This window comes from Pantoea sp. ICBG 828, assembly GCF_002928355.1.
Taxonomy (GTDB): Bacteria; Pseudomonadota; Gammaproteobacteria; order Enterobacterales; family Enterobacteriaceae; genus Pantoea; species Pantoea dispersa.
On the sequence record NZ_POWN01000031.1, the window covers coordinates 1 to 342 of the forward strand.

General features: G+C 57.0%; 1 rRNA gene. It reads left to right on the forward strand.

From position 1 onward, the window contains the following. Positions 1-105: ribosomal RNA gene (locus C1Y43_RS23505) — 23S ribosomal RNA — on the forward strand; the annotation flags it as partial. Positions 106-342 lie beyond the last annotated feature (237 nt).

The following is a 342-nucleotide window of genomic DNA, read 5'->3' on the forward strand; positions in this document are numbered from 1 at the left end:
AGGGTCCTGAAGGGACGTTGAAGACGACGACGTTGATAGGCCGGGTGTGTAAGCGCAGCGATGCGTTGAGCTAACCGGTACTAATGACCCGTGAGGCTTAACCTTACAACGCCAGAGGCGTTTTAAGCCGAGAGACAGAAAGAATTTTCAGCTTTGTTCACCGGATTACGTCCAGTGGATTTTGTGCTGTGACAGGGCGGCACGCGAGACGACGGGAAGGAGCATACACGAGTATGTGACTGAGCGGCGCGAGCGGGGCAACGCAGTCAGAGCGCGAAAGACGCGGACGAAAACAGAATTTGCCTGGCGGCAACAGCGCGGTGGTCCCACCTGACCCCATGC